The organism is Parabacteroides sp. An277 (genome assembly GCF_002159645.1).
In the GTDB taxonomy this organism is placed as follows: domain Bacteria; phylum Bacteroidota; class Bacteroidia; order Bacteroidales; family Tannerellaceae; genus Parabacteroides.
In genome coordinates this window covers 1-556 of record NZ_NFJB01000099.1, presented here as the reverse complement: position 1 = coordinate 556, position 556 = coordinate 1, and the positions used below count along the sequence as shown (strand labels likewise).

Sequence of the window (556 nt, the reverse complement as noted above, 5' to 3'; positions counted from 1 at the left end):
CTTTGCCAAAAACACGGTCAAGGATGCCGCACGTCTGTCCATGGCACGGTGGTACAACAAAGTGGAAGAAGCCGGATTTCACTCATTTAACGTCATAGCCGCTACCTTTCATGAGCATTATGATGAGATCCTGAACTTCTACAACAACCGTTCGTCCAATGCGATGGCAGAGTCTTTCAACGCTAAAATCAAACTATTCAGAGCAAACCTCAGAGGGGTTGCAGACAAGAAGTTCTTCTTATTCCGTATTGCAAAACTATATGCATATCCCCACTAAATTTCTACTGAGCCCAATTCCGATTGCAAACCTCCTGCAATTTGCAGTAACCTTACAATTCCGATTGCAAACTTCCTGCAATTTGCAGCAACCTTACAATTCCGATTGCAGACCTCCTGCAATTTGCAGCAACCTTACAATTCCGATTGCAGACCTCCTGCAAGTTTGCAGCAACCTTGCAATTCCGATTGCAAACCTCCTGCAATTTGCGGCAACCTTGCAATTCCGATTGCAAACCTCCTGCAATTTGCGGCAACCTTACAATTCCGATTGCAAACC

Annotated in this window: 1 protein-coding gene; it reads left to right on the top strand. The window is 45.0% G+C overall.

Going from position 1 to position 556, the window contains the following annotated elements:
* A partial coding sequence (locus B5F77_RS15490; RefSeq protein ID WP_087332358.1) for a transposase occupies window positions 1-277 on the top strand: 277 nt, incomplete at its 5' end.
* Between the last annotated feature and the right edge of the window lie 279 nt (window positions 278-556).